The sequence below is a fragment of the Streptomyces sp. NPDC001502 genome (assembly GCF_042894785.1).
In the GTDB taxonomy this organism is placed as follows: domain Bacteria; phylum Actinomycetota; class Actinomycetes; order Streptomycetales; family Streptomycetaceae; genus Streptomyces; species Streptomyces kutzneri.
The window spans coordinates 87,548-108,086 of record NZ_JBIAVW010000018.1 but is presented as its reverse complement, the minus strand read 5'-3'; the positions used below and the strand labels follow the sequence as shown (position 1 = coordinate 108,086).

At 70.9% G+C, this 20,539-nt stretch carries 20 protein-coding genes; 16 read left to right on the top strand and 4 right to left on the bottom strand.

Annotated features, from left to right (window positions below):
• Nucleotides 1–171: 171 nt before the first annotated feature.
• A complete protein-coding gene (locus ACFY0D_RS28175; RefSeq protein ID WP_390800831.1) occupies nucleotides 172–726 on the top strand; it encodes an NADAR family protein in 555 nt (184 codons plus the stop codon).
• A gap of 525 nt (nucleotides 727–1,251) precedes the next feature.
• Nucleotides 1,252–2,841 (top strand): TROVE domain-containing protein, encoded by a 1,590-nt coding sequence (locus ACFY0D_RS28170; protein WP_390800830.1) that lies wholly within the window; start codon nucleotides 1,252–1,254, stop codon nucleotides 2,839–2,841.
• A gap of 9 nt (nucleotides 2,842–2,850) precedes the next feature.
• Here the strand turns inward: ACFY0D_RS28170 and ACFY0D_RS28165 are convergent, their stop codons facing one another.
• On the bottom strand, nucleotides 2,851–3,570 hold the full coding sequence (locus tag ACFY0D_RS28165) for a DUF4190 domain-containing protein (protein WP_390800829.1): 720 nt from the start codon (nucleotides 3,568–3,570) through the stop codon (nucleotides 2,851–2,853).
• A 110-nt stretch (nucleotides 3,571–3,680) separates the two neighbouring features.
• Here ACFY0D_RS28165 and ACFY0D_RS28160 point away from each other — a divergent pair, with 110 nt between their 5' ends.
• The 5 genes from ACFY0D_RS28160 (at nucleotide 3,681) to ACFY0D_RS28140 (ending at nucleotide 8,610) form a co-directional block, all read left to right on the top strand.
• Nucleotides 3,681–4,706 (top strand): adenosine deaminase, encoded by a 1,026-nt coding sequence (locus tag ACFY0D_RS28160; protein WP_390800828.1) that lies wholly within the window; start codon nucleotides 3,681–3,683, stop codon nucleotides 4,704–4,706.
• Nucleotides 4,707–4,742: 36 nt separating this feature from the next.
• The gene (locus ACFY0D_RS28155; protein ID WP_373044884.1) at nucleotides 4,743–5,432 is read left to right on the top strand and encodes a glycerophosphodiester phosphodiesterase; all 690 of its coding nucleotides are present in this window, start codon (nucleotides 4,743–4,745) and stop codon (nucleotides 5,430–5,432) included.
• A complete protein-coding gene (locus tag ACFY0D_RS28150; protein ID WP_390800827.1) occupies nucleotides 5,429–6,595 on the top strand; it encodes a sensor histidine kinase in 1,167 nt (388 codons plus the stop codon). Before ACFY0D_RS28155 ends, ACFY0D_RS28150 begins: the two co-directional genes overlap by 4 nt.
• On the top strand, nucleotides 6,592–7,260 hold the full coding sequence (locus tag ACFY0D_RS28145) for a response regulator (RefSeq protein ID WP_390800826.1): 669 nt from the start codon (nucleotides 6,592–6,594) through the stop codon (nucleotides 7,258–7,260). Before ACFY0D_RS28150 ends, ACFY0D_RS28145 begins: the two co-directional genes overlap by 4 nt.
• Before the next feature lie 150 nt (nucleotides 7,261–7,410).
• Complete coding sequence (locus ACFY0D_RS28140; RefSeq protein ID WP_390800825.1) at nucleotides 7,411–8,610, top strand: serine hydrolase domain-containing protein; 1,200 nt, start codon at nucleotides 7,411–7,413, stop codon at nucleotides 8,608–8,610.
• Between the two features lie 3 nt (nucleotides 8,611–8,613).
• Here ACFY0D_RS28140 and ACFY0D_RS28135 read toward each other — a convergent pair whose 3' ends face one another.
• From ACFY0D_RS28135 to ACFY0D_RS28125, 3 genes are all read right to left on the bottom strand, one after another.
• Entirely contained in the window at nucleotides 8,614–9,078 is a 465-nt protein-coding gene (locus ACFY0D_RS28135) for a hypothetical protein (protein WP_390800824.1), read from the bottom strand.
• Nucleotides 9,079–9,157: 79 nt separating this feature from the next.
• Complete coding sequence (locus ACFY0D_RS28130) at nucleotides 9,158–10,336, bottom strand: spermidine/putrescine ABC transporter substrate-binding protein (protein WP_390800823.1); 1,179 nt, start codon at nucleotides 10,334–10,336, stop codon at nucleotides 9,158–9,160.
• Nucleotides 10,337–10,428: 92 nt separating this feature from the next.
• Complete coding sequence (locus ACFY0D_RS28125) at nucleotides 10,429–11,868, bottom strand: gamma-aminobutyraldehyde dehydrogenase (protein ID WP_390800822.1); 1,440 nt, start codon at nucleotides 11,866–11,868, stop codon at nucleotides 10,429–10,431.
• 168 nt (nucleotides 11,869–12,036) lie between these two features.
• On the opposite strand from ACFY0D_RS28125, the gene ACFY0D_RS28120 reads away from it, so the two are divergent.
• From ACFY0D_RS28120 to ACFY0D_RS28080, 9 genes are all read left to right on the top strand, one after another.
• Nucleotides 12,037–12,540, top strand: coding sequence for an Lrp/AsnC family transcriptional regulator (locus tag ACFY0D_RS28120; protein ID WP_007266859.1), 504 nt, complete (start codon nucleotides 12,037–12,039; stop codon nucleotides 12,538–12,540).
• On the top strand, nucleotides 12,525–13,904 hold the full coding sequence (locus tag ACFY0D_RS28115) for an aspartate aminotransferase family protein (RefSeq protein WP_314244423.1): 1,380 nt from the start codon (nucleotides 12,525–12,527) through the stop codon (nucleotides 13,902–13,904). Before ACFY0D_RS28120 ends, ACFY0D_RS28115 begins: the two co-directional genes overlap by 16 nt.
• Before the next feature lie 185 nt (nucleotides 13,905–14,089).
• Nucleotides 14,090–14,848, top strand: a complete 759-nt coding sequence (locus ACFY0D_RS28110) for an ABC transporter ATP-binding protein (protein WP_390800821.1) — start codon at nucleotides 14,090–14,092, stop codon at nucleotides 14,846–14,848.
• The gene (locus tag ACFY0D_RS28105; RefSeq protein WP_390800820.1) at nucleotides 14,830–15,903 is read left to right on the top strand and encodes a hypothetical protein; all 1,074 of its coding nucleotides are present in this window, start codon (nucleotides 14,830–14,832) and stop codon (nucleotides 15,901–15,903) included. Before ACFY0D_RS28110 ends, ACFY0D_RS28105 begins: the two co-directional genes overlap by 19 nt.
• Nucleotides 15,904–15,929: 26 nt before the next feature.
• Nucleotides 15,930–17,021 carry an LOG family protein gene (locus ACFY0D_RS28100; RefSeq protein ID WP_390800819.1) on the top strand — a complete coding sequence of 364 codons (1,092 nt, stop codon included), beginning with the start codon at nucleotides 15,930–15,932 and terminating at the stop codon, nucleotides 17,019–17,021.
• Nucleotides 17,022–17,101: 80 nt separating this feature from the next.
• On the top strand, nucleotides 17,102–18,007 hold the full coding sequence (locus ACFY0D_RS28095; protein ID WP_351153571.1) for a hypothetical protein: 906 nt from the start codon (nucleotides 17,102–17,104) through the stop codon (nucleotides 18,005–18,007).
• Between the two features lie 102 nt (nucleotides 18,008–18,109).
• Nucleotides 18,110–18,751: a hypothetical protein gene (locus ACFY0D_RS28090; RefSeq protein ID WP_390800818.1), complete on the top strand. Its 642-nt coding sequence runs from the start codon at nucleotides 18,110–18,112 to the stop codon at nucleotides 18,749–18,751.
• A 122-nt stretch (nucleotides 18,752–18,873) separates the two neighbouring features.
• Nucleotides 18,874–19,137, top strand: coding sequence for a ferredoxin (locus ACFY0D_RS28085; RefSeq protein ID WP_301366213.1), 264 nt, complete (start codon nucleotides 18,874–18,876; stop codon nucleotides 19,135–19,137).
• Complete coding sequence (locus tag ACFY0D_RS28080; protein WP_390800817.1) at nucleotides 19,134–20,537, top strand: NAD(P)/FAD-dependent oxidoreductase; 1,404 nt, start codon at nucleotides 19,134–19,136, stop codon at nucleotides 20,535–20,537. The genes ACFY0D_RS28085 and ACFY0D_RS28080 overlap by 4 nt, the downstream gene beginning before the upstream one ends.
• Nucleotides 20,538–20,539: the final 2 nt, after the last annotated feature.

Below are 20,539 nucleotides of genomic sequence, written 5' to 3'. Positions count from 1 at the left end.
TACAGTTCGAGCTACAGCTCGAATTGAGTGCCGATCCTGGCAGAGGTGATGCCCTCGGCCAAGTGATTCCGTTGTTGCCTTTTGATTACGCGACGGAATCGGTCGACCATGTGTCGAGGCACACCGAAAATCCGGTACGAAGTGTCAGTGGCGACTGCCAGACTCGCGTGCATGGAGATGATGGACGAACTGATCAAGCAGGTCAGCCGTGGTGAGCGGGTGAAGTACCTGCCGTTCTGGGGGCACCGCCCGCAGCCGGACGGCAGGCTCGGGCCGAGCTGCCTGAGCCAGTGGTGGCCCGCTTCCTTCACTGTCGGTGACGTCCGTTATGCGACTGCGGAACACTGGATGATGGCCGGCAAGGCCCGGATCTTCGGCGATGCCGAGGCGGAGCGCGCCGCCGTGGAGGCGAAGAGCCCGGCGCAGGCGAAGAAGGTCGGGCGGCTGGTGCGCGGCTTCGACAACGCGATATGGGAGCGGGAGCGCTTCGCCCTGGTGGTGGAGGGCAGCGTGCACAAGTTCGACTCCGACCCGGCGCTGCGCGGGTACCTGCTGGGCACCGGGAAGCGGGTGCTGGTGGAGGCGAGCCCGATGGACCGGATCTGGGGCATCGGGCTGGCGGCAGACGACGAGCGAGCCCTGGACCCGGCGCGCTGGCGCGGACTGAACCTGCTGGGCTTCGCCCTCATGGAGGCCCGCGAGCGGCTGCGCGGGACGAGCGGCTGACGCAGCGGCGCCGGGCCGCCGCCGTCCCGCCGAGGTCCCGCTGACGTAAATGCGTGGCGGCGGCCCGGACGGGCCGCCTAACGTGATCAGCGTCCAGGTGCGAAGGCGAGACCTACTTCGACTCATAATCGGGCGGCCGCGGGTTCGAGTCCCGTCACCGGCTTCGGGCCGGTGTAGCTCAGCTGGCAGAGCACCTTGTGGTTTCGCCGACTTCGATCTCTGGACACCTACGTCACGCACCTCCCGGTGCGCAGGCTGCGGCTCCTTCTTTTGCAAAGAAACCCAGGCCGCCGCCACCTTGATCTCGGGAGGCCGGCGTGGGGGATGCCCGGTGCGCAGGCGACGGTTACTTCTGGGAACCCGGAGGTCGTGGGTTCGAATCCCACCCGGCTCGTCACCCGCAAGGGAACGGGCCGGTGGAGCAGCCAGGTAGCTCGTCGGGCATAAAGTCCGCCGCCGACTCCCGATCTCGGGCATCCCTCACCCGACGCCTCCCCCGCTTCCATCGAATTCGGGGGGATTCTCATGGCTCGTTTCAACCAGCGCGCGCCCAAGCCGACGCCCGCCTCGCCCACTTCGCCCGTCCGTTCCACCGGACCCGCCCGCACCGCTCAGGGCGGCCCGGGCCACCTGCGCGACCCGCGCTCCGAGCTGTTCCTGCTCGGCGTCGCCAACTTCGTGACGCAGCGGACCGCCTACGAGGGCGGCGGGGCGCGCGACGACCGGTTCGCGGCACTCGTACGCATCCTCGCCGTCGAGGATCCCGTCTGGACGGCCGGCCTGCTGGGCTGGCTCCGCGGGGACGCGAACATGCGGACCGCCTCGCTCGTCGGCGCCGCCGAGTACGTGAAGGCCCGGCTCGACGCCGGCGCCACCGACGGGCCTTCGAACCGCCAGGTGGTCGACTCCGTGCTGCGGCGCGCGGACGAGCCCGGTGAGCTGCTGGCCTACTGGACGGCGGCGTACGGGCGCAACGTGCCCAAGCCCGTCAAGCGCGGGATCGCCGACGCCGTACGCCGGCTCTACTCCGGCACCTCGCTGCTGAAGTACGACACCGACTCCAAGGCCTACCGCTTCGGCGACGTCCTCAACCTCGTGCACGCCTCCCCCGACCCGGCCAAGCCCTGGCAGGGCGAGCTGTTCCGCTACGCCCTCGACCGCAGGCACAACCCGGAGAGCGCCGAGGTGCCGGCGGACAACCGGACCCTCGCGGCCCACCGGGCGCTGATGGAGCTGCCGGTACAGGAACGCCGGGCACAGGTCACCGCCCCGGACGGGGCGGAGCGACTCGCGGCGGCGGGCATGACCTGGGAGTCGCTGGCCGGCTGGCTGCAGGGGCCGATGGACGCGGCCGCCTGGGAGGCGGTCATCCCGTCCATGGGTGCGATGGCGCTGCTGCGCAACCTGCGCAACTTCGACCGGGCCGGAGTCTCGGACGCGGTGGCCGCACAGGTCGCGGCGAGGATCTCCGACCCGGAGGTCGTCGCGCGGTCCCGGCAGTTCCCCTTCCGCTACCTGGCCGCCTATCAGCACGCGCCCTCGCTGCGCTGGTCGTACCCGCTGGAGCAGGCGCTCGGCCACTCGCTGGCCAACGTACCGGCGCTGCCGGGCCGGACGCTGGTCCTCGTCGACCGGTCCGGGTCGATGTGGTCCCCGCTGTCGGACCGCTCCGAGCTCAACCGGGCGGACGCGGCGGCCATTTTCGGAACGGCGCTGGCGCTGCGGGCCGAGCAGGCCGACCTGGTGCAGTTCGGTACGACCAGCGAGGCGGTCCGGTGCGACCGCGGCCAGTCCGTACTGAAGGTGCTGGAGCGGTTCGGACAGCTCGGCGGGACCTACACGGCCGCGGCGGTGAAGAAGTACTACGACGGCCACGACCGGGTGTTGATCGTCACCGACGAGCAGGCCGCCTCGTACGGCTACGGCGGCGATCCGACGGTCGAGGTGCCGGCCGCGGTTCCGGTCTACACCTGGAACCTGGCCGGCTACCGGGTGGGGCACGCGCCCTCCGGTACCGCGAACCGGCACACCTTCGGCGGGCTCACCGACGGGGCCTTCCGGATGGTGTCCCTGATCGAGGCCGGCCGCGACGCCGGCTGGCCGTGGGCCTCCTGAGGCGGCCGATCAGACCTTCTCGCGTACCTGGGAGTTGTCGTAGGGGCTGCCGTAGGGCGAGTCGTCGTCGTACCCGCCCTCCGTGAAGCCGGCGAATACGACCGCGACCATCACGGCGCCCAGCACGATGCCGATCGCACCCAGGATGATGCCGGCGAGGGCCATCCCGCCGTTGTCCGCCTCGCCGCGGCTCGCCTTGCCGCGGCCCAGGGCGCCGAAGACGACCGCGGCCGCCCCGAGCGCTATCGCGAAGAAGCTGGTGATGCAGCCGACGACCGCAAGGATCCCGAGGACGAGCGCGGCGATGCCGAAGCCGTTGCTGCGCTGCGCCCCGTAGGGCGGCGGGTACGCGCCCTGGCCCGGGTATCCCGGGTATCCCGGGTATCCCGGGTATCCCGGGTGGCCGGTCTGCGCGGGGTATCCGGCGTCGCCGGGGTATCCGTAGCCGGGCTGGGCCGGATACCCGTACGCCGCGGACGCGGGCGGCCCGGTCATCGGGGTCGGAGTCGGGGTCGGCGTCTGTATCGGAGGCGGGGTCTGTGCGGCCGGGGTCTGCGTGTACGGGGGGAACTGGTCGCCCGGCATCCCGGCGAGTGTCGGCTGGTCGTGCACGGACGGCGGGCCCGACACGCCCGGCGCCCCCTGTGCCCCCTGCGGCTTGCCCAGCTCGACCGCCGGCCGCTCCAGCGGCGCCCACGGGTCTCGCGGCTCGGGACTGCTGTCGGTCATACGGCGCCCCCCTCTCGTACAGCCATGCTAAGCGCTGCCACCGACAGTCACGGGCGTGCCTACGATGAATCCCGACCTGCCCGCACCCGCGTCCTCCCGGAGGCACCCCCATGACCGACCTGCACCCCTTCATCGCGGGGCTGCCCAAGGCCGAACTCCACGTCCACCACGTCGGCTCGGCATCCCCGCGCATCGTGGCCGAGCTCGCCTCCCGGCACCCCGACTCGAAGGTCCCCACCGACCCCGAGGCCCTCGCCGACTACTTCACCTTCACCGACTTCGCGCACTTCATCGAGGTCTACCTGTCGGTGGTCGACCTGGTCCGCACCCCGGACGACGTGCGCACCCTCACCTTCGAAGTCGCCCGCGACATGGCCCGGCAGAACATCCGCTACGCCGAGCTGACCATCACCCCGTACTCCTCCACCCGCCGCGGCATCGACGAGAAGGCCTTCATGGAGGCCATCGAGGACGCCCGCCGGGCCGCCGAGAGCGAACTCGGCGTCATCCTGCGCTGGTGCTTCGACATCCCCGGCGAGGCCGGCCTGGAGGCCGCCGCCGAGACCGCCCGGCTCGCCGTCGACCACCGCCCCGAGGGGCTGGTCTCCTTCGGCCTCGGCGGCCCCGAGATCGGCGTCCCGCGCCCGCAGTTCAAGCCGTACTTCGACGCCGCCCGCGCCGTCGGCCTGCGCAGCGTCCCGCACGCCGGCGAGACCACCGGCCCGGAGACGATCTGGGACGCCATCCGCGAGCTCGGCGCCGAGCGCATCGGCCACGGCACCAGCGCCACCCAGGACCCGGAGCTGCTCGCGTACCTCGCCGAGCACCGGATCGCGCTGGAGGTCTGCCCGACCTCCAACATCGCGACCCGTGCGGTGACGGACCTCGACCGGCACCCCGTCAAGGAGATGGTCGCGGCGGGCGTGCTCGTCACCATCAACAGCGACGACCCGCCGATGTTCGGCTCCGACCTGAACAACGAGTACGCGGTGGCCGCCCGCCTCCTCGACCTCGACGAGCGCGGGCTCGCCCAGCTCGCCAAGAACGCCGTCGAGGCCTCCTTCCTGGACCCGGTCGGCAAGGCGAAGCTGAACGCGGAGATCGACACGTACACCGACGAATGGCTCGCGCGCTGACGCGTTCTCGGCAACTGCGCCCCTGAGAATGGGGACATGAGCACTCTGACTGCCGTCGGCCACCGCGGCGATCCCTACCGTGTCCGTGAGAACACCCTGGCCTCGATCCGCTCCGCCTTCGCGCGCGGGGCGGACGCCGTCGAGATCGACGTACGGCTGACCAGGGACGGGGTGCCGGTGCTCCTCCACGACGACACGCTCCTGCGGCTGTGGGGCCACGACGTACGCCTCGACGACGTCACGGCCCCGCAGCTGAAGGGGCTGACGCTGGGCGGAGTTCCCACGCTGCGCGACGCCCTGACGGCCGCCGGGCCGGGCCGGCTGATGCTCGACCTCCCCGGCGCCACGCCCGAGGCGGTGCGCATCGTCGTGGGCGAGGTCCGCGAGTGCGGGGCGCGTGAGCGGACGTACTACTGCGCGGGCCCGAACACGATGCTGGCGGTCCGCGCCGCCGATCCTGGCGCGGAGATCGCGCTGACCTGGACCTCGCTGTCGCCGCCGCGGCGGGCGCTGATCGACGCCGTGGCGCCGCGCTGGCTCAACTACCGCTTCGGACTGGTGAGCCGGGAGCTGGTGGACGCGCTCCACCGGGACGGCCTCCTCGTGTCGGCCTGGACCGCGGACACCAAGCGGACGATGAAGGGCCTCGTCGCGGCGGGGGTCGACTCGATCACCACGAACCGGCTGGACGCGCTGACGGCCGTACGGAGCGGGCTCGGGCGGTGATACGGGCCCTGGGGGAACGTATCCGGAGCGCGCATCCGCGGTGGCAGGACCTGGGCCTGACCCTGCTGGTGCAGCTGGCCGTCACGATGCCGTTCGTCGTGCCCCGATCGCCCGAGCTCCCGCCCACGACCTGGACCTCGTACGCGATGACCACGGCCGCCGTGCTGCCCCTGATCTGGCGGCGGCGGGCACCGGTGGGTGTACTGGCGGCGATTGTGGTCCTCGGCGGGATCTACCAGGTCGCGGTCGACGGGCCGGGCCAGCCACTGCCGTACGCGGGCCTCATCGCCTTCTACACGGTCGCCCTGCAGTGCGCCCTGCGGGTCCGTGCGGCCGTGGGGCTGGCCACCGTGGTGGTGGTTGCCGTGTCGGTGGGCTGGGAGACGGGGACGGCGCGGGAACTGCTGTTCACGCTCTTCGTCTCGGCGGCGGCCTACGCCCTGGGACGGCTCCAGCACGCGCGGCAGGCCTACACCGAGGCCGCCCTCGCCCGCGCCGCCGAGCTGGAGCGGGCGGGCCGGATCGAGGCGGAGCAGGCTGCCGCACGCGAACGGGCCAGGATCGCGCGGGAGATGCACGACATCCTCTCGCACGCGGTCAGCATCATGATCGTGCAGGCGGAGGCCGGACCGGTGGCCGTGCGCCGGGCCCCGGAGCGGGCCGAGGCGGCCTTCGAGGCGATCGCGGAGACGGGGCGCGACGCGATGGCGCAGCTGCGCGCGATGCTGGGGGTGCTGCGCACCGACGAAGCCGCGCCCCGGAGCCCGCAGCCGGGGATCGCCGGGCTGACGGAGCTGGTGGACCGGGTACGGGCCAGCGGGCTGCGGGTGACGTACGAACGGACCGGCGCGGTGCGCGAGCTGCCGGCCGCATTGGAGGCGACCGTGCACCGGGTGGTGCAGGAAGCCCTGACCAACGTGGTCAGGCACGCCGGGGCTTCGGCGGCGGACGTCACGCTCGGGTACGGACCGGGGACGCTCACGGTGACGGTCACGGACGACGGCCGGGGACCCGGTGGCGCCTCGGGCGGGCACGGGCTGATCGGCATCCGCGAGCGAGCGGCGGCCCACGGCGGAACGGCACAGTCCGGCCCGGGCCCGGACGGGGTCGGGTACTCGGTGCGGGTGTCCCTTGTAACCTCGCCGCTGGAGGTGGGGAATTGACGATCCGTGTGGTGGTGGCCGATGACCAGGAGCTGGTGCGCAGCGGCTTCGCGATGATCCTGGGCGTCCAGGAGGACATCGAGGTCGTGGCGGAGGTGGGGGACGGCGCGGCCGCGGTGGAGGCGGTGGCCCGGCTCGCGCCGGACGTGGCGCTGCTGGACATCCGGATGCCGGTGCTGGACGGGATCGAGGCGTGCCGGGCCATTTCGGCCGGGAGCGCGTGCCGCACGGTGATGCTCACGACCTTCGACTCGGACGAGTACGTGTACGAGGCGCTGCATGCGGGAGCGAGCGGCTTCCTGCTGAAGGACGTGCGGCGGGACGACCTGGTGCACGCCGTACGGGTGGTGGCGGCGGGCGAGTCGCTGCTGTCGCCGTCGGTGGCGCGGCGGCTGATCGAGGAGTACACGACGGCGACGGCGCGGCCTTGCCTTCCGGCGGACCGGCTGGAGGTGCTGACGGCGCGGGAGCGGGAGACGCTGCTGCACCTGGGGCGGGGCCTGTCCAACGCGGAGATCGCGGCGTCGCTGGTGGTGAGCGAGCACACGGTGAAGTCGCACGTGGGGAACGTGCTGGCGAAACTGGGGCTGCGGGACCGGATCCAGGCGGTGATCTGTGCGTATGAGACGGGCCTGATCGCGGCGGGTACTCCCTCCGGGGAGTGAGGGGACGGCGTGTCGCCTCCCCCGCACCGGGTAGTTGTCGTACCGGTGAAGACCCCTCTGGATGGTGATCCGCAACTACCCCTCTGACCTGGAGCATTGAGGTCATCGGGGCAGATTGCGCCGATGACCTCACAGGGGGAGCACACCACCATGAACGCACGTACGCGCACGCTGATCGCAGCCGCTCTGGTCCTGGGCATCGCGTCCGGACCCGTCGGCGCACACGCCGCTTCGGTTCCCGCACGGGCGGGGGGCACGGCGGGCGTCTCGGCGCCCCTGGTACCGGCCCCGCCGAATGCCGCGGTACTGGAGCGGGCGATCGCCGGTCTCGGAGCGGAGCACAAGGATGCGACTGCCGCGCTGGTCCGCGTCGGGGGTACGAGCGGTAGCTGGCGGGGCAGTTCCGGTGTCGCGGACGTCGTCACCGGGCGGGCGGCCGTGGAGCAGGGGAGGTTCCGGGCGGGGTCGGTGACCAAGACCTTCACCGCGGCGGTGGTGCTCCAGCTGGCGGCCGAGGGCCGGGTGGATCTGGACGGGCCGGTCCGGCGGTACCTGCCCGGGACCGTTCCCGATGCCTACGGCGCGGTCACTGTCCGGCAGTTGCTCAACCACACCAGCGGCATACCGGCGGCGGACGGCCCGGGCGACTCGTTCGAGGCGCAGTGGGAGCACCGCTTCGATGTGACCGACCCGCACGACCAGCTGGTCAATGCCCTGGCGAAGAAGCGGGAGTTCACCCCGGGCTCGGCCCAGCACTACCTGAACATCAACTACACCTTGCTGGGCGTGCTCGTCGAGAAGGTGACGGGCACCTCGTACGAGGAGGCGGTCGGCCGGCGGATCCTGAGGCCGCTCGGTCTGCGTCAGACCTCCTTCCCGTCCCGGACGCAGACGAGGATCCACGGTCCGCACAACCGTGGGTACCAGGCGCTCCCCGAGACGGACGGCTCCCGGGAGCTGCGGGACGTGACCGAATGGAACTCCTCGGACCGCTGGGCGGCAGGGGACGTCATCTCGACCACGGCCGATCTGGAACGGTTCACCAAGGCCCTGTTCAGCGAGCGGATCGTGCCGGCGGCCCAGCTGGAAGAGATGTTCACCGTGCCCGCGGTGAAGAACTTCGCCGACGGGAAGGACGCCGCGCTGACCGCGGGACTGTCCAGGATCGTCCTGCCGGACGGCACGGTGGCGTGGGGCAAGTCCGGCGGCCGGCACGGGTACAACACCGGCATAGGCGCGACGCGGGACCTGTCCCGCACCTTGGTCTACTCGGTCAACTCCACGAACGCCAAGGGCGAGGACACGAACCCGGTGGTCTTGGGCATCGTGATGGCGGCCTTCGCCAAGTAGGCGTCAAGCGGGCATCGCTTCGAGGCGCTTGATCATGCGGCGGAGGATCAGCAGGGGGATCACCCCGAAGACGCCGAACGACATGTCGATGACGCTCCACCAGACGGGGATGCCCCGGATCGGGCCGCATATCAGGGCCAGCGGGATCACTCCGGCGCAGGCGATCATGCCGGCTTCGACGATCCAGATGTTGCGGACCGGGTCGCGGTGGACCCCGTAGAAGAAGACGGCGATGACGAGGTGGGCGAAGGCGAGCCAGTCGGTTCCGTAGAGGAGGAAGGGGTAGTCGGCGTCGGCTCGCTCCAGCCCGTCGCCCACCCGTCGCAGCCACTCGTTCTCGATCAGGGCGTTGGCCCAGCGGAGCTCACTGACCAGGGGGAAGGCCGTGAGGCCGCTGAGCACCAGGCAGATCAGGAACAGGGTCAACCAGGCACGGATCCGCCGCTGAAGGGCGCTTCTCTCGCTCATGGAAGGAAGCCTACGCCTGTTTCTGAACGCGTTCAGTCAAATTGCTGAACGTGTTCAATATCCGCCGCCCGGTGCTCTGTCAGAGGCCGACGATCGCGTTCCAGCGCCTGGCGAGGGACCGGCGCTCGGCCGAGGAGATGTCCCGGGCCACGACCAGTCGCTTGCGCATCTCGTCGTCCGGGAAGATCAGCGGGTTCTCGGCCAGTTCGGCGGACTCCTGGTCGTCGGAGGCGGCCAGGACCTCCCGGGCGGCCGGGACGGGGCAGACGTAGTTGACCGAGGCGGCGAGCGAGGCGGCCACCTCGGGCGCGTAGTAGTAGTCGATGAGGGCCTCGGCATTGGCCTTGTGCCGGGCCAGGTTGGGGACGAGCAGGCTCTCGGCCCAGAGTTCGGCCCCTTCCTCCGGGACGACGAACTCGATGTCCGGGTTGTCGGCCTGGAGCTGGATGGCGTCACCGGAGTAGGCCTGGCAGGCGAGCACATCGCCCTTGCTCAGATCGGAGGTGTAGTCGTTGCCGGTGAAGCGGCGGATGTGCTTCTTCTTCACCATGTTCTCGACCTGGTCGCACATCCGGTGGAAGTCGGACTCGGTCCAGCGGGTGACGTCCACGCCGTTGCCCTGCATGAGCAGGGCGAAGGACTCATCGAGGCCGGAGAAGAGGGTGACCTTGCCCGCCAGGTCCGGCTGCCACAGGTCCTTGACCGACTTGATCTCCCGGCCCAGAGCCTTGCGGTTGTAGGCGATGCCGGTGATCCCCGACTGCCAGGGGACGGTGTGCAGCCGGCCCTCGTCGAAGGCGGGGGAGCGCAGTTGCGGGTCGAGGTGCCGGGCCACGTTGGGCTGGGCCGACCGGTCCAGCTTCTGGGCCCAGCCCAGGTGGACGAAGCGGGCGGCCATCCAGTCGCTGACCACGATCAGGTCGTGGCCGGTCTCCTGGCGGTTCATCAGAGCCGGGCTGACCTTGCCGAAGAACTCGTCGTTGTCGTTGATCTCCTCGGTGTACCGGACCTCGATGCCGGTCCGCTCCGAGAAGGCCTCCAGAGTCGGGCGGCGCTCCTCGTCCTCCTCATCGGTGTCGATGTAGAGCGGCCAGTTGGAGAACGCGACACTGCGGTCCCGCTCGGAACGGTCGGGGCCCTCGCGCCCTTCCTCGGGAACGTAGGCGGCGGGCACGCCGCAGCCGGCGAGGGCGGCCGCGAGGCCCGCGGCACCGAGGCCGTACAGCGCAGAACGGCGGGAGAAGGCGAGTTCAGGCATGGGCACAGCCTCGGTGAACGCGAGGGGGCGGGCAATAGACATGTTGTCTACTGCCCGCCCCGTCAACGCTGTGCTGTGATCGATGCGGCCGATCAGCCGTCGAGCGAGGTCATCACGTGCTTGATGCGCGTGTAGTCCTCGAAGCCGTAGGCGGAGAGGTCCTTGCCGTAGCCGGACTTCTTGAAGCCGCCGTGCGGCATCTCGGCGACGAGCGGGATGTGGGTGTTGATCCACACGCAGCCGAAGTCGAGGTTCTTGGACATCCGCATCGCGCGGCCGTGGTCCTTGGTCCACACGGAGGAGGCGAGGGCGAACTCGACGCCGTTCGCGTACTCCAGGGCCTGGCCCTCGTTCGTGAAGGACTGGACGGTGATGACGGGGCCGAAGACCTCGTTCTGGATGATCTCGTCGTCCTGCTTGAGGCCGGAGACCACGGTCGGGGCGTAGAAGTAGCCCTTGTCGCCGACCTGGTGACCGCCCGCCTCGACCTTGGCGTGGGCGGGGAGGCGCTCGATGAAGCCCGCGACCTGCTTGAGCTGGTTCGGGTTGTTCAGCGGGCCGTACAGCACGTCCTCGTCGTCCGGCTGGCCGGTCTTGGTGTCGGCGGCGGCCTTGGCGAGCGCGGCCACGAACTCGTCGTGGATCGACTCGTGCACGAGCACGCGGGTGGCGGCCGTACAGTCCTGGCCGGCGTTGAAGTAGCCGGCGACCGCGATGTCCTCGACGGCCTTGGCGATGTCGGCGTCCTCGAAGACCACGACCGGGGCCTTGCCGCCGAGCTCCAGGTGGACGCGCTTGACGTCCTTGGAGGCGCTCTCGGCGACCTGCATGCCCGCGCGCACCGAGCCGGTGATGGAGGCCATCGCCGGGGTGGAGTGCTCGACCATGGCCTTGCCGGTCTCGCGGTCACCGCAGATGACGTTGAAGACGCCCTTGGGCAGCACCGAGTCGATGATCTCCGCCATCAGGACGGTGGAGGCCGGGGTGGTGTCCGAGGGCTTGAGCACGACGGTGTTGCCCGCCGCGATCGCCGGGGCGAACTTCCACACGGCCATCATCATCGGGTAGTTCCACGGCGCGACCTGGGCGCAGACGCCGACCGGCTCACGGCGGATGATCGAGGTCATCCCCTCCATGTACTCGCCGGCCGAGCGGCCCTCCAGGAGCCGTGCGGCACCCGCGAAGAAGCGGATCTGGTCCACCATCGGGGGCAGCTCCTCGCTGGCCGTGAGGGCCAGCGGCTTGCCGGTGTTCTGCGACTCGGCGGCGACGAGCTCGTCCGCGCGCGCCTCGAAGGCGTCCGCGATCTTCAGCAGGGCCTTCTGGCGCTCCGCGGGGGTGGTGTCGCGCCAGCCCGGGAAGGCGGCCGCGGCAGCGGCCATGGCGGCGTCCACATCGGCCTGGCCCGAGAGCGGGGCGGTGGCGTACACCTCGCCGGTGGCCGGGTTGACCACCTCGGTGGTCCGCCCGTCGACGGCGTCCTTGAACTCCCCGCCGATGTAGTTGCGCAGACGACGCAGTTCGGTGGTCACTACAGCCACACTCCTGATCACATGTCCAACGATTGAGACGATTACCAAGCCTAGCCTCTCGGCGGAGGCTTTCGACAGACCCAGACGCCACCAACTACGAAATCAGTGAGATCTGAGTCTTCAAACAACGGATTTCATCGATTCCGTCTTGCGGAACAGACGACCCTCGTGCACAGTGAGGTCGTGGTCAGTCGAAGCGCAGATTCCAGGAACAGACAACCGTCCCCTTCGGTCGATGCTGTGTCCCTGGCGATCATCGAGCAACTGCAGGAGGACGGTCGCCGTCCCTATGCATCGATCGGCAAGGCCGTAGGCCTCTCCGAAGCAGCCGTGCGCCAGCGGGTGCAGAAGCTGCTCGACCAGGGCGTCATGCAGATCGTCGCCGTCACCGACCCGCTCACCGTGGGCCTGCGGCGCCAGGCCATGGTCGGCATCAACGTCGAGGGCGACCTCGATCCGGTGGCCGACGCACTGACCGCCATGGCCGAGTGCGAGTACGTGGTGATGACCGCCGGGTCCTTCGACCTGATGGTGGAGATCGTCTGCGAGGACGACGACCACCTGCTCGAAACGATCAACAAGAAGATCCGCACGCTCCCCGGCGTGCGATCAACCGAAAGCTTCGTTTACCTGAAGCTGAAGAAGCAGACCTACATGTGGGGAACCCGATAACCGTGAGCCAGGACCTCTCCAAAACCGCGTACGACCACCTGTGGATGCACTTCACCCGCATGTCGTCCTACGAGAACTCCCCCGTCCCGACCATCGTCCGGGGCGAGGGCACCTACATCTGGGACGACAAGGGCAAGCGCTACCTCGACGGTCTCGCCGGACTGTTCGTGGTCAACGCGGGTCACGGGCGCAAGGAACTGGCCGAGGTCGCCTACAAGCAGGCCCAGGAACTCGCGTTCTTCCCCATCTGGTCGTACGCCCACCCCAAGGCCGTCGAGCTCGCCGAGCGCCTCGCCCACTACGCCCCGGGCGACCTGAACAAGGTCTTCTTCACCACCGGTGGCGGCGAGGCCGTCGAGACCGCCTGGAAGCTCGCCAAGCAGTACTTCAAGCTGCAGGGCAAGCACACCAAGTACAAGGTCATCTCGCGTGCGGTCGCCTACCACGGCACCCCGCAGGGCGCCCTGTCCATCACGGGCCTGCCGGCCCTGAAGGCCCCCTTCGAGCCGCTGGTCCCCGGCGCGCACAAGGTGCCGAACACCAACATCTACCGCGCCCCGATCTTCGGCGACGACCCGGAGGCCTACGGCCGCTGGTGTGCCGACCAGATCGAGCAGGAGATCCTCTTCGAGGGTGCCGACACCGTCGCCGCCGTCTTCCTGGAGCCGGTGCAGAACGCCGGTGGCTGCTTCCCGCCGCCGCCCGGGTACTTCCAGCGGGTCCGCGAGATCTGCGACGAGTACGACGTGCTCCTCGTCTCCGACGAGACGATCTGTGCGTTCGGCCGCCTCGGCACGATGTTCGCCTGCGACAAGTTCGACTACGTGCCGGACATGATCACCTGCGCCAAGGGCATGACCTCGGGCTACTCCCCGATCGGCGCCTGCATCATCTCCGACCGCCTCGCGGAGCCGTTCTACAAGGGCGACAACACCTTCCTGCACGGCTACACCTTCGGCGGCCACCCGGTCTCCTCGGCGGTCGCGCTGGCCAACCTCGACATCTTCGACAAGGAAGGCCTCAATCAGCACGTGCTGAACAACGAGGACGCCTTCCGCTCGACGCTGGAGAAGCTCCACGACCTGCCGATCGTCGGCGACGTACGCGGCAACGGGTACTTCTACGGCATCGAGCTCGTCAAGGACAAGGTCACGAAGGAGTCCTTCACGGACGAGGAGACGGAGCGCGTGCTCTACGGCTTCCTCTCCAAGGCGCTCTTCGAGAACGGCCTGTACTGCCGGGCCGACGACCGCGGTGACCCGGTCATCCAGCTCGCGCCGCCGCTGATCGCCGACCAGGGCACCTTCGACGAGATCGAGGGAATCCTGCGCTCGGTGCTCACCGAGGCATGGACCAAGCTGTAACCGGCGCTTAGCCCGCCCGAGCCGCTGTAGTCCAACCACACGGCCCGGATCCTCCGTTCGAGTGAGAACACGGGGGTCCGGGCCGTGTGCTGTCACCATCCAAGACGTTCATCTCTTTACATCTCAGTGCGGCGCCAGTGACTTCGACCGGTTCCGCTTCGTTCCCTCGGACGGAGGTGTACGCCATGGTGGCTCCACCGGACACTGCCCCGCCTGACAATGACGTCCTGTGGGCTCGGTCCCTTCACTACTCCCACGACGGCTCCCCCGCCCTCGTCGAGATCTCCGTCGCGGTCCGCCAGGGCGAGATCCTCGCCCTGACCGGCCCCCGCGGCAGTGGCAAGACCACCCTGCTCCGCTGCCTGTCCGGGCAGCTGCGGCCCCAGCAGGGCGAGGTCTGGTTCAACAGCGTCCCCGTGCACACCATGGGCACGCTCGTCCGCGAACGGCTGCGCCGCGACCGGTTCGGCTGGATCGGCCGTGAGCCCCAGCTGCTGCCCGAGCTGAAGGTCTGGGAGAACGCGGCCCTGCCCCTGCTGCTCGCCGGGGCCTCCCACCGCACCGCACGCAAGGCCGCCTGCGCATGGCTGGACCGCCTCGACATCGCCGGCTTCGCCCGCAAGCGCCCCGGCGCCCTGACCCGCGCCGAATGCCAGCGGGTCGCACTCGCCCGGGCCCTGGTCAACGAGCCCGCGGTGATCTTCGCCGACGAGCCCACGGCCCCACTGCACCGCACCGACCGGGCCCTGCTGCTCCGTACGCTGACCACCGCGGCCCGCTCCCACGACATCACCGTGCTGCTGGCCACCCACGACGAGGCCACCGCCGCCGCCGCGGACCGCCGGATCGCCCTGCTCGACGGCCGCCTCGCGGGGGCCGCGGCCGCCGCCTCCCCCGTCGCCGACACCACGGAGGACCAGGCCGCGTGCTCGCTCTCCGCCTAGCCCGCGGTTCCCGGCCGCTCGTCCAGCTGCGGCGGCTCCTCGTCGCCGCGGCCTCGGCCGGAACCGGATTCCTGCTCCTCTATGTACTCGCCGGTGCCCTGGCCCAGCCCGCCGGATCGTTCCCTCGCCTGCTGTGGGCCCTGATCCCGCTGGCCGTCACCGTCCACTTCGCCGTCGTCGTCGCCCGGGCCGACCCCGCGACCCAGCCCCGCGAGGGACTGGACGCCGTCGGGCTGGGACCCGTTCGGCTCATGCTGGCCGCCGCGATCTCCACCGCCGTCGCCTGCGCCCTGGGCAGCGCCGTGGCCCTGGCCGTCTTCCTCCACCTGCGCGGGGAACTGGCGGGGCTGCCGTTCGACGGGACCGGGGCCGAGCTGCTCCACGCCGACCAGCCGCTGCCGGTGGCGGGCGCCCTCACCCTGCTGGCCCTGATCCCGGTGACCGCCTCGGCCGCCACCGCCCTCGCGCTGCGCCCGCACCCTCCGCTGGCCCCCCAGACCGGACTGCCCTGGGGCATCGCGCTGACCGCCTGCGGGCTCGCGGCCTCGGCCTACGCGGGCCGGGGCGACGCCGGGATGCTCATCGGCTGGTCGCTGACCGCGGTCGGGCTCGCCCTCGCCGGACCCGGGCTCGCCTACGCCTGCGGAAGCCTGGTCCAGGCCGTGCGCCCGGGAGCGCTGCGGCTGCTGGCCGGGCGGACCCTCCAGGAGGAGGCCCCCCGGATCGGCCCCCCACTGGGAGTGCTCTGCTCGGTGGCCGCGGGCGCCCTGACCGCGTTCGCCCTGCGCGACCGGGGCGGGCTGCCCGTCCCGCTGGGCCCGCTGACCTGGCCGGCCGTCGCCCTGGTGACCCTGTGCGCCGCCGCGACCCTTCTCACATCCGTGGTGGAGGCCCGCCGGAGCCGGCAGCCCGGACGCACGGCCCTGCTCGACCTGGGTGCCCCGTCCAACGTCCTTCGCACCGCCGCGAGTCTGCGGGCCACCGCGCTCCTGGCCGTGTGCGTACCGCTCAGCTGGGGTGTGGCGCAGCTGACGTCGCTGGCATTGACCCGCTGACACGAGCAGCCCTTAGGGTGGGCCGAATGGTCACCCCAGACATCGAGATCGAGACGCTCGCCGAATTCGACCAGGTCGTGGCGCGCGGCTCGCTCAGCGGCTACCGGATCCAGTCGGTCAACCTGTTGGAGCGGACCTTCGCGCTGCTGGCCGCCGACACCTCGGCGGCCGTGTTCCTGGGCTGCGCGATGGAGCCCGACGCGGCGGTGAAGGTCCGCGCCGACGGCGCGCTGGTCTTCCCGCCCGTACCGGACCTGCCGTTCAACCCGTACCGGGGCCTGCTCTACACGCCCGAGGAGCTCTTCGCCGGGCTGCCCGGCGGGTACGAGATCACCCCGGACGCCGGGGCGTACGCCTGGTTCCAGGAGACGAAGTCCGACGGCGACGTCTTCTCCTCGATGCTCCGTTCCATCCATGACGACGCCATCTCCGACGCCCTCGACGAGCACCTCGCCGGTGTCCGGGTCGTCGGTGTCATGGGCGGCCACGCGATGGCCCGCGGCGGCAGGGACTACCGCGGCGCGGCGGAGCTGGGCCGGGCGCTGACCCGGTCCGGGCTGACGGTGGCCACCGGCGGTGGCCCCGGCGCGATGGAGGCCGCCAACCTCGGCGCCTATCTGGCCCCGGCCCCGGACGAGGCCCTCGCGGAGGCCCTGGAGCTGCTGGCCAAGGCCCCCTCCTTCGCGCCGTCGGTGTCCGACTGGGCGCGCGCGGCCTTCGCCGTGCGCGAGCGCTTCCCCGCCGGCGGGGACTCGGTGGGCATCCCGACCTGGTTCTACGGTCACGAACCGCCGAACGCCTTCGCGGGCCACATCGCGAAGTACTTCGCGAACGCCACCCGCGAGGACGGGCTGCTGGCCCGCTCCAACGCGGGTGTGGTCTTCCTGCCCGGCGCGGCGGGCACCGTCCAGGAGATCTTCGACAACGGGACGCCCAACTACTACGAGTCCCGGGGCGAGCCGGTCCCGATGATCCTGGTCGGCCGTACCCACTGGACCGAGCACCTGCCGGCCTGGCCCCTGCTCCAGGCACTGGCGCGCGGCCGTGCGATGGAGTCCCGGATCGCGCTCGTCGATGCGGTGGACGAGGTCCCGGACGTCCTCGCTTCGATGAGCTGACTTCCGGAAGCAACTTCCCGGCCCGTTCTGACGTCTGGCAGAGGTACCGCAAAACCTGCCAGACGTGAACGGAGCCCTTGGTGCTCATAGGCCTGCTGACCGCTGTCGCGGCGTCCATCTGCTACGGCACGGGATCCGTGCTGCAAGCCGTCGGCTCGCGCCGCGCCGCACGCATGTCCCCGACCGCCGCCGGGGTGACCGCCCATGGCGGCCCCAACCTGTCGTCGACCGCGAAAGCGGCGATGACCTGGGAATTCATCGTCGGCACCATCCTGGACTTCGTGGGCTTCGGACTCGGGGCCCTGGCCGCCCGGCTGCTTCCCCTCTTCCTCTCGCAGACGGTGATCAGCGCCAACCTGGTGATCACGGCCGTGCTGAGCGTGAAGATGCTCGGCATCCGGCTGAGCCGGAAGGAATGGACCTCGATCGGTGTCGTCTGCACCGCGCTCGTGCTGCTGGCAACGGCCGCGGGGCACGAGGGCGGCCACCACGCGCCGATGTCCACGCACTGGTGGCTGCTGGGGATCACCCTGCTGCTGATGGTGGGCGGCACGGTGGCCGTACGCCTCCTGGGCGGCGGCGCCGCGATCCTGGCGGGCCTGCTGTCGGGCCTGGGCTTCGGCGCGCTCGGCGTCGGCGTCCGGATCCTGAACGGCGTGGACCCGTTCGACCTCGGCACCCTCCTCACCGACCCGGCCCTCTACGCCATCCTGGTGGCGGGCATCGGCGGCATGTACCTGCACACGGTCGCCCTCCAGATCGGCTCGGTGAACGGCGCCACGGCGGCCCTGGTCGTCGGCGAGACGGTCCTCCCCGGTGCGATCGGCGTCCTGTGGCTCGGCGACGCCTCACGCCCCGGCCTGGCCTGGCTCGCGGTCCTCGGCTTCGTCATGGCCGTCGCCGGAGCGGTGGCGGTCGCCTGGTACGGCAAGCACGAGGGGGCCGACGAGGGGGCCGCGGCCCCGGTGCCGGAGCCGGTCGGCTGACCCGCCGGCCGGCCGGGCTCCCTCACCCGGTCGGCCGCCCCCCGGTGGTGGCGCGGCAGTGACTGCCGCTTGCTGGACCAGGGGGGAGAGAGTGAGGGGTTCGTGAGTCCCACGACCGATCGGCTCTATACGCCACGCGCGGCCGGGATGGCCGGAATCGCCTTCGCCCTGCTGCTCGGGGCGGCGATCGTCCTGATGCGGATCGCCGTCCCGTCGGGCAACGCCGCCGACCTGCCCGTCGCCCCGGACAAGCGCTGGGCGGTCCAAGTCGCACTGGAGATCGTGCCCTTCGCGGGCATCTTCTTCCTCTGGTTCATGGGCGCCCTGCGCGCGCACACGGGTGCGGCCGAGGACCGGTTCGTCGCCACCGTGTTCCTCGGCAGCGGATTCGTCTTCGTGGCCACCCTGTTCGCCTCCGCCGCGGCGGCGGGCACGGTGCTGGCCGAGGGCACGCCCTCCGATTTCGGCCGCCACTTCGCCTACACCCTCCTCTCGACGTACGCCATGCGGATGGCGGCCGTCTTCGTCCTCGCGACCTCGACCATCGGGCGGATGCTCGGCGTCTTCCCGCGGCCACTGGCCCTGCTGGGCACCGTCGTCGGCCTGGTCCTGCTCGTGGTCGGCTCCGGAGTGCCCTGGTCCGAGCTGGTGTTCCCGGCCTGGGCGCTGATCCTCAGCCTGTACGTCCTGCGCGTCCGGCGCGGCACCGCCCGCCGGCCTCCGACCTCCGCAGACCCGCCATGACCTGGGGATCCTTACTCCGGCAGGCGGCCCGTGGGTGCCGCGTGCATGCTGGTGGGAAGGGGAGGACCCGGGGGATTCGGGGGGTGACGGGGAGGAACGGCCGAGGGAAAGGCAGAACCGTCATGAGGCTTGTCGTCGACCTCAACCGCTGCCAGGGATACGCCCAGTGCGCTTTCCTCGCTCCCGATGTCTTCGCCATGCACGGCGACGAGTCGCTGCTCTACAACCCGCAGGCGGATCCGGAGCAGCGCGAGGACGTCATGCGTGCCGTGGCCGCCTGTCCGGTACAGGCCATCCTTCTGGAGATCACGGACGAGGACATGGCGAACATGGTGGCCCCGGACGCCGTGGCCGGCGCCGGATCTCCTTCCGGAGGCGCGCGGTGACCGGTGCAGGAACACACGACGGATCCCTGGAGCACCTCAAGCGCGAGGGCCGCATCGTCGTCGTCGGCGCGTCCCTGGCCGGTCTGCGGGCCGCCGAGACCATGCGCGAGAAGGGTTTCGCCGGTTCGCTCACGATGATCGGCGACGAACCGTACGAGCCGTACGACCGGCCCCCGCTGTCCAAGCAGGTCCTGCTGGGCAAGGCGGTCGCAGATCACACCGCGCTCCCCCGCCGCCGGGCCATCGACGCCGACTGGCGCCTCGGGGTCCCGGCCACGGGCCTGGACATGGGCGGGCGCCGGGTCAAGCTCGGCAACGGCGACGAGGTCGAGTACGACCGGCTGCTGATCGCCACCGGCGTACGCGCCCGGCCCTGGCCCAACGCGGAGGAAGGCGCCCTCAAGGGTGTCTTCGTGCTGCGCACCCGCGACGACGGCGAAGGGCTGCAACGGGCCCTGGCCGCCGGTCCCCGCCGGGTCCTGGTCATCGGAGCCGGGTTCACCGGGTCCGAGATCGCCTCCGCGTGCCGGGAGCGCGGCCTGGACGTCACCGTCGCCGAGCGGGGCGAGGCGCCGCTGGTCGGAGCGCTGGGCGGGGTGATCGGCGCGGTGGCGGCCGAGATGCACCGCGAGAACGGCGTCGACCTGCGCACCGGAATCATGGTGACCTCGCTGGAGGGTGACCCCTCCGGGCGGGTCCGCGCCGCGCACTTCTCCGACGGGTCCACCGTCGAGGCGGACGTGGTGGTCGTCTCGCTGGGCGCGCAGCGCAACACCGAGTGGCTCTCCGGCTCCGGGCTGGGCGCGGGTCCGCGGGGCATCGCCTGCGATGCGGGCTGCCGGGCCTTCGACGTCCGGGGCATCGTCACCGATGACATCTACGTGGCGGGTGACGTGGCACGTTCCCCGCACGCCCTGTTCGGCTACCAGTTCCTGTCGCTGGAGCACTGGGGCAACGCCGTCGCCCAGGCCGACACCGCCGCGCACAACATGCTCAGCGAGAGCGCCGACCGCCGCCCCCACCTGTGGGTTCCGGCGTTCTGGTCCTCCCAGTTCGGCGTGAACATCAAGTCGGTCGGGGTACCGCCGATGGGGACCGAGATCCTCATCACCCAGGGCTCGCTCGCCGAGCGCCGGTTCGCGGCCGTGTACGGGTACCAGGGGCGGATGATCGCCGCCGTCACCTTCGACAACTGCCGGTGGCTGCCGTTCTACGAGCAGCAGATCGAGACCACGGCGCCGTTCCCGCCGCCGTTCTCCACGGTGGACCGCAGGCCCGAGGGGTCCAAGCCGCTGCCGGCCGACTTCCCCGACCCCTCCGTCCCGACCCACGGGCCGACCATCACGCTGAGCGGCTACTCGCCGGCGGACCGGAAGATGACCTTCACTCCCGGAAGATGACC

What these genes read in the sequence shown, in the direction of transcription:
- ACFY0D_RS28175 (WP_390800831.1), top strand. Translation starts at nt 172, where the DNA reads ATGGAGATGATGGACGAACTGATCAAGCAGGTCAGCCGTGGTGAGCGG.
- ACFY0D_RS28170 (WP_390800830.1), top strand. Translation starts at nt 1,252, where the DNA reads ATGGCTCGTTTCAACCAGCGCGCGCCCAAGCCGACGCCCGCCTCGCCC.
- ACFY0D_RS28165 (WP_390800829.1), bottom strand. Translation starts at nt 3,570, where the DNA reads ATGACCGACAGCAGTCCCGAGCCGCGAGACCCGTGGGCGCCGCTGGAG.
- ACFY0D_RS28160 (WP_390800828.1), top strand. Translation starts at nt 3,681, where the DNA reads ATGACCGACCTGCACCCCTTCATCGCGGGGCTGCCCAAGGCCGAACTC.
- ACFY0D_RS28155 (WP_373044884.1), top strand. Translation starts at nt 4,743, where the DNA reads ATGAGCACTCTGACTGCCGTCGGCCACCGCGGCGATCCCTACCGTGTC.
- ACFY0D_RS28140 (WP_390800825.1), top strand. Translation starts at nt 7,411, where the DNA reads ATGAACGCACGTACGCGCACGCTGATCGCAGCCGCTCTGGTCCTGGGC.
- ACFY0D_RS28135 (WP_390800824.1), bottom strand. Translation starts at nt 9,078, where the DNA reads ATGAGCGAGAGAAGCGCCCTTCAGCGGCGGATCCGTGCCTGGTTGACC.
- ACFY0D_RS28130 (WP_390800823.1), bottom strand. Translation starts at nt 10,336, where the DNA reads ATGCCTGAACTCGCCTTCTCCCGCCGTTCTGCGCTGTACGGCCTCGGT.
- ACFY0D_RS28110 (WP_390800821.1), top strand. Translation starts at nt 14,090, where the DNA reads ATGGTGGCTCCACCGGACACTGCCCCGCCTGACAATGACGTCCTGTGG.
- ACFY0D_RS28100 (WP_390800819.1), top strand. Translation starts at nt 15,930, where the DNA reads ATGGTCACCCCAGACATCGAGATCGAGACGCTCGCCGAATTCGACCAG.
- ACFY0D_RS28085 (WP_301366213.1), top strand. Translation starts at nt 18,874, where the DNA reads ATGAGGCTTGTCGTCGACCTCAACCGCTGCCAGGGATACGCCCAGTGC.